General features: G+C 40.1%; 6 protein-coding genes and 1 pseudogene. 6 read left to right on the top strand and 1 reads right to left on the bottom strand.

The features are described 5' to 3' along the window. Positions 1-881: IS1634 family transposase (locus BLO51_RS28090; RefSeq protein ID WP_143007028.1), on the bottom strand; the 881-nt coding region annotated here is incomplete at its 3' end. 553 nt (positions 882-1,434) lie between these two features. Here BLO51_RS28090 and BLO51_RS28085 point away from each other — a divergent pair. The 6 genes and pseudogenes from BLO51_RS28085 to BLO51_RS30695 form a co-directional block, all read left to right on the top strand. Continuing rightward, complete coding sequence (locus tag BLO51_RS28085; protein WP_090677422.1) at positions 1,435-1,773, top strand: NIPSNAP family protein; 339 nt, start codon at positions 1,435-1,437, stop codon at positions 1,771-1,773. 1,167 nt (positions 1,774-2,940) lie between these two features. After that, entirely contained in the window at positions 2,941-3,534 is a 594-nt protein-coding gene (locus tag BLO51_RS28080) for a hypothetical protein (protein WP_090677420.1), read from the top strand. A 63-nt stretch (positions 3,535-3,597) separates the two neighbouring features. Further along, on the top strand, positions 3,598-4,317 hold the full coding sequence (locus tag BLO51_RS28075; RefSeq protein ID WP_090677418.1) for a hypothetical protein: 720 nt from the start codon (positions 3,598-3,600) through the stop codon (positions 4,315-4,317). A 288-nt stretch (positions 4,318-4,605) separates the two neighbouring features. Further along, positions 4,606-4,749, top strand: a pseudogene (locus BLO51_RS28070) (transposase); the annotation flags it as partial. Positions 4,750-4,768: 19 nt separating this feature from the next. Next, positions 4,769-4,942, top strand: coding sequence for a hypothetical protein (locus BLO51_RS30700; RefSeq protein WP_245719875.1), 174 nt, complete (start codon positions 4,769-4,771; stop codon positions 4,940-4,942). 256 nt (positions 4,943-5,198) lie between these two features. Further along, positions 5,199-5,468, top strand: a 270-nt coding sequence (locus tag BLO51_RS30695; protein ID WP_245719874.1) for a transposase, incomplete at its 3' end; no start/stop codon positions are given.

Here is a 5,468-nt window from a genome sequence, read left to right as displayed (position 1 = left end):
TGCAGTTGAGGCCTGGCCGATTCCAATTCCTCTTGTACGTATTTAAGTGTGACTTTCACGCCAATCAGAAACTTCAGATGGTGCTGGTACATGGCATTGATGTTCGCTTCACTATAAAAACCGCGGTCCATGACCAGTTTGATCTTCTTGTAGGTGAAGAAGTCCATGTCCGCGAGCAACTTCTTCACCGTTTGTACATCCGAAATGTTACCAGGGAGCTTGCGGTAGTAAAACGGCAAATTCGACTGCTCGCCAAACAGCAGCGCCAGATTCATTTGCGGGAGCGGATCGTGCTCTTTGTTCATTCCGTACTTGACTTGTTTTAAGCATTCCGAATAACTCGAAAGGGTTGTCGTATCGTAGGCCCAGTATTCCTTTTCCGCCCGTCTTCTGCCCTGCAGACGAAAAAAGCGTTCCCGGGCTTCTTCTGGAATGGAAGCAAAAAAGTCGCTGCTACGCTGAGAAGGGATATCCTTACCATAAGGATGCTGATGCGTAATCGCCCACTTTGAAAAACGAATCAGCGGATTAGGGTCCTCCAAAATCAGAAAATAGGCAATCGATAAAAGTAGCTTGTACTGTTCAGGGAAGCACTGTTTCAAGTCCGCTGCTATGCCCAGTTTCTCACCTATGGCGTCCAACAAATAGGTTGCACCAGCGTATAAGCGTTTCGTTTCCGTCACAGGAACCGGACCTGGCTTCGCCGGACGATGCGATGTGGTTAATCGCTTCGATGGAATCAATTCTCCGGTTTGCGAATCCAGCTTTCCGATACAGGTGCGGCGACTGCGAGATTGCTTCTTCGCTTTGTCCCAGTAATTTTCGGACTCATAGACGTATGTAATACCATTATTCTTGTTTTTCAGATAAATGAGCGGCATATGATCTCTCCAATCCACGTTATAATTATAACGTGGATTTACTGCAATTGGCAAGGTAAAAATGACCAAAAAACCGCGAGGAATTGAAACTGCGCTGTGTAATAACAGGCGGCTGCGGGCTCCGCGAGCTTTGAACGTACCTATGAGGAATTGAAACCGCCACCTGACCTTTCACGAACCCGTGTTCTGCTGCGCTTTGAACGTACCTATGAGGAATTGAAACTTCTGTATATATCGGTTTTCTCATAAATTTCACCCCGTTGCTTTGAACGTCCTATGAGGAAGGAAACTTAATTTTTTTAACAAAACTATTCTTGATTTTTCTTATTCCATTTGTTCATTAAAGGCTCATAATTTTCGATTAATTCAAAGATTATTGTATAGCAGAGGGTTAGGACTGCAATTCCAAATTGGGAAATGCAATATCTTTGAAATAAAAATCCAAACCATAAATGAATAGTAAGTTATGAAATATGTTGTTACCATATCAAACAAACTTTTATAAATTCCTCTTTTAAATAAACTCTCTTTAATTATAAAAAAGGAGCCTGACATGAGTAGAGTAATCGAGATTCTTCTGTATACATTGAAGCCTGGTACTGGTGGCGAGTTTCATAGAATCATGCAAGAGATAAGTGTTCCGCTTCATAGAAAAGTTGGTATGGACGTTGTTGCTTACGGCAACTCTCTTCACGATCCGGATGCTTATTATCTGATAAGGTCTTACGATAGTCTAGATCATCTTGGTTCGTCCCAAGATGCATTCTACAAGAGCGAGGCGTGGAGAAACGGACCGCGCGTAGACATTATCGAACGGATCAGTACAAGCTTGAAATCAGTGGTTTCACTTAGCCCCGAAGCAATTGATGAACTCAGACGGTCGGGCTTGTAGGAGACGACTGTGAATGAGCGCCTGTTTCCTGCGAAAACAATGCGCTCATTCGGGTAAGCATTCTATTCGGTCGAAAAACGAAGCAGTTTAACGCAATATTCAAAACCCCCGTCAGCTATACCAATGGGGGAAAGCAAACTTTAGCTTGCTTTATTCCTTTTCGCAAATATCATTCTCAAAGCAAAAGCAGCAATAAACATCATGATAAACACCTTACTTTAGAGGTCTATTGTAATACACCTTCCTTTACACCAGTCCCAGTGCTGACGGGCCAGGCAAAAAGAAGCAAGATGTTAATTAGGACCGTTATTACTATTAGAACTAAAAATAGTATTTCTACTTTCGGTCCTAAACTAATTACTTTTAACTTCGAGAGCAAAAATATTATTAAAAGTACAATCGTAATATACATCATTCCGCAAAAGTCCTCGCAATTTGTTGATTATTAATCACGCGTCCATGTGCCATCTTTATAAATCGTTATTCCGATCCGTGGATAAGTATTTTGAATATTTACTATCGAGACATGAAATTTGAAATGTCCTTGTGAATACGTTGTCGCAAAAGTGCTTTGAGGGCTTACATTAATATCTTTACCTTGAAGACCTACATAACTCCAAAGAATGCCTTCAACAGCAGACCAGTAATCGATCCTAACATCTGAAACTATTATTAATGCAATCGGCCATCACCCAAATATGAGGGAAATTAGAAATATTTATAAATTAAGTGTAACATTTGATAACTTTCAACCGTTTAGTATATAGAGGGGCTTAGAGAATTCTTGATCTATTTAAGTGTTCTTCTACTTTTCCCCTGGTGACAGCAACGCAGACACTGACCCTGAAAATTGCACTCTTTATTAAAGCAGACGTGACGAAAAGTGAAATTTAGAAGCAATTTACTGCGCTGCAAGAAGAATTAGAAACACAGACGTTTCCTGACGATTTCTCCGAACCTAAAGCAGATACTCAGCTTGAAATGATAGAACTAGTACAGCATCAGAGCTAATATTGTGACTATGACAACTATTTAACGTTAACACGCCAGCGTTTCATTCCTACAGCTTTAAATCTGATGCTGCAATAGTGAAAATTTTCAAGGCAACTTGTATTTATAGCAAAAATGTAATATTTTATAAGTAAATTTTATGTAATGGAGGACATTATGAGAAAGAGTTCGTTACTTTTAATCAGCAGTTTGATAATTTCCATTTCTCTAGTAGGTTGTCAGGATGTAGCTAATCAACAAATACCACCAAGCAAAGCATCCAACAGCAGCAATATAGAAATTGAACACAAACCAAACTACGATGATTTCACAAAATTAATGGAGGATGTTAAAAACAATATAGTTATAAATGGTTTCTCTTTAACTCCACCAATGAAGACAATTTTTTTAATAGAAAAAGATTTTACATTTAACAAGAAAGACACAATAACTCTTGGAGGTGGAGTTAGTGATCTTAATCCAACACAAGAACAATTTATATTTGAAAATAACGATAAATCAGTCCAGTTATATGTACGATTTGCTTATACAGCAGTAGATATGGGAAAAAACTTGGTTGCTTGGGAGTCGACTTCTGGATATGACGGAGCCGATCCTGAATTATTGGATAGAACTGATATGGCGACGTACACATATAGAAATCTTATTGTTACTGTTACTCAAAATGCAAGAACAAAAGCAAAAACTACTATTACAAAAGAAGCAGTAAAGTCTGTGCTTAATATTCTAGAAAAATATTATAGTGGTTAGTATTGAAAAATATTATAAATTTCTGTATATTATAATATAAGTAAAATATTAGGAGGTGTGCTTTTGAATATTCTAGTTAGAAAGATTACTGTCTGTGCCCTCGCCGTACTCACACTGACAACATCTAGTGTATATGCAGCCAATGATCAAGAAAAAATCCCTCGCAAAATTCAGGAGTTGGCGGATTCCAAAGTTTCCCCGAAACAGCCTATTCCTGAACTTAGAGCTTGGGAAACGGATTTAAACGGGAACACCACGGAAGTTGTCCCACTTTCGCAAAGGGTGCAAGCACTGAGCCCACCAAGCGATGGTTTCGTTTATGTCTTCGACACCTATAATCCAAATTCTGTAACAAAGGATTGGCGTTATCAGAATCTTGGAACATTCCGCTATCAAAATAGTACTTCTGCTCCGGCAACAATCCAATATGAACAAACTTATACCACAGCAGGAAAGTGGAATGTAGGAGTTAACATTAGTGGAAAATCAGAGATCAAGGCAGCGTTTTTAGCTAAATTAGAAGTAACTGTAGGCGGTAGCTGGGGTTATGAGAGGCAATGGACAAGCGGTACAAAATATGGTGCGAACCAAACAGTAAACCCAAATACAACAATCTATTTAACAAATTATCAAGTTGGGGCTAATACGAATGGGCTATTAGTTTGGAAAAAATACTCTCCAAGTGGTACTTCTCTGTTAGGAACTTATACGGAGACTGCTGGTGGATATGCTGTATCTATGAGCGATCTCAATATCGAAGTTACTGGCACTCAGCCTAATTAAAACGGTGACGAAATGTAAACAGACGCAACTGACATCCGATCAGTTGCGTCTGTTTACATTTATTTTGTAAGCGTAAAATTATTACAGATCTTAGTCGAGAAAGCCCTTACCTTTAGGCTTGGGATGAATCGGCTTAGGACAAGGGCTGTCTTTAGACAGCTTAATTATCCTACATTTGTTTCATGTTGTTGCATTTTTATATTCAAACTGACACAATCGGTGTATGGGACAACAATAAAGAAGAACGACAACAACCGTATCACTCATCAACTATCATTTTGTGTGGCAAAATTGAAAGGTACGACCTCGCGATGTTTGCGTCAAGAATTTAAGCACTTGAAGCATCTGCCAAGCCTTTGGACACGTTCCTATTTTGTCAGCACGGCAGGGAATGTTTCGAGCGAAACCATCCAACGTTATGTTGAAGAATAGAAGACAAGGGGGTGAAGCGATGCAAACCGTAACCGTTCAAATTCGAATATTCCCAAATAATGTTTCCCTGCTGAAGGAGATGGGGAGCGAATACATCAAAACGGTCAATCTCCTCACCGAACAAGCGGAAGCATCGGGCGCATTTCAAAGCTCACCTCCAAGGATGTCGATGCCAAACTTCCATCCGCAGTAAAGAACCAAGCCATTCGAGATGCGCGAAGCATTCATAACAAGACGAAAAAGCAAGGAAGACGTCCGATTCTAAAACGCAGAGCGTACTACGTAAATAACCAGAACTATTCACTTGGGGACCATAGCGTTGCATTTCCTGTGATGTTGGACGGAAACGTACAGCGGCTCAAGATTCCGGCTCGTGTAACGGAACGCGAACAGCGGTTGCTCTCCAGCGGCAAACTTGGCCTCTTAAAAATAGTTGAGAAGTTTGGTAAGTGGTACGTACAATTTCTGTTGAAAGAAAGACAGAACAAACAAGCGGCGATGTCATGATGGGCATTGACTTGGGCTTAAAAGTCCCTGCCGTTGTAGTCACCTCAACAGGGAAGACGAAATTTGTTGGCAACGGCAGACAGAACAAGTACATACGCCGCAAATACAAAGAGCACGGAAGAAAGATGGGCAAGTTAAAGAAACTCTCTGCGATCCGCAAGCAAGAAAATAAAGAACATCGCTACATGAAAGACCAAAACCACAAAATCAGC

Source organism: Paenibacillus tianmuensis, assembly GCF_900100345.1.
In the GTDB taxonomy this organism is placed as follows: Bacteria; Bacillota; Bacilli; order Paenibacillales; family NBRC-103111; genus Paenibacillus_G; species Paenibacillus_G tianmuensis.
The sequence above is the reverse complement of the archived record's forward strand: the minus strand, read 5'-3'. Positions and strand labels throughout refer to the sequence as shown.

What these genes read in the sequence shown, in the direction of transcription:
- BLO51_RS28085 (WP_090677422.1), top strand. Translation starts at nt 1,435, where the DNA reads ATGAGTAGAGTAATCGAGATTCTTCTGTATACATTGAAGCCTGGTACT.
- BLO51_RS28080 (WP_090677420.1), top strand. Translation starts at nt 2,941, where the DNA reads ATGAGAAAGAGTTCGTTACTTTTAATCAGCAGTTTGATAATTTCCATT.
- BLO51_RS30700 (WP_245719875.1), top strand. Translation starts at nt 4,769, where the DNA reads ATGCAAACCGTAACCGTTCAAATTCGAATATTCCCAAATAATGTTTCC.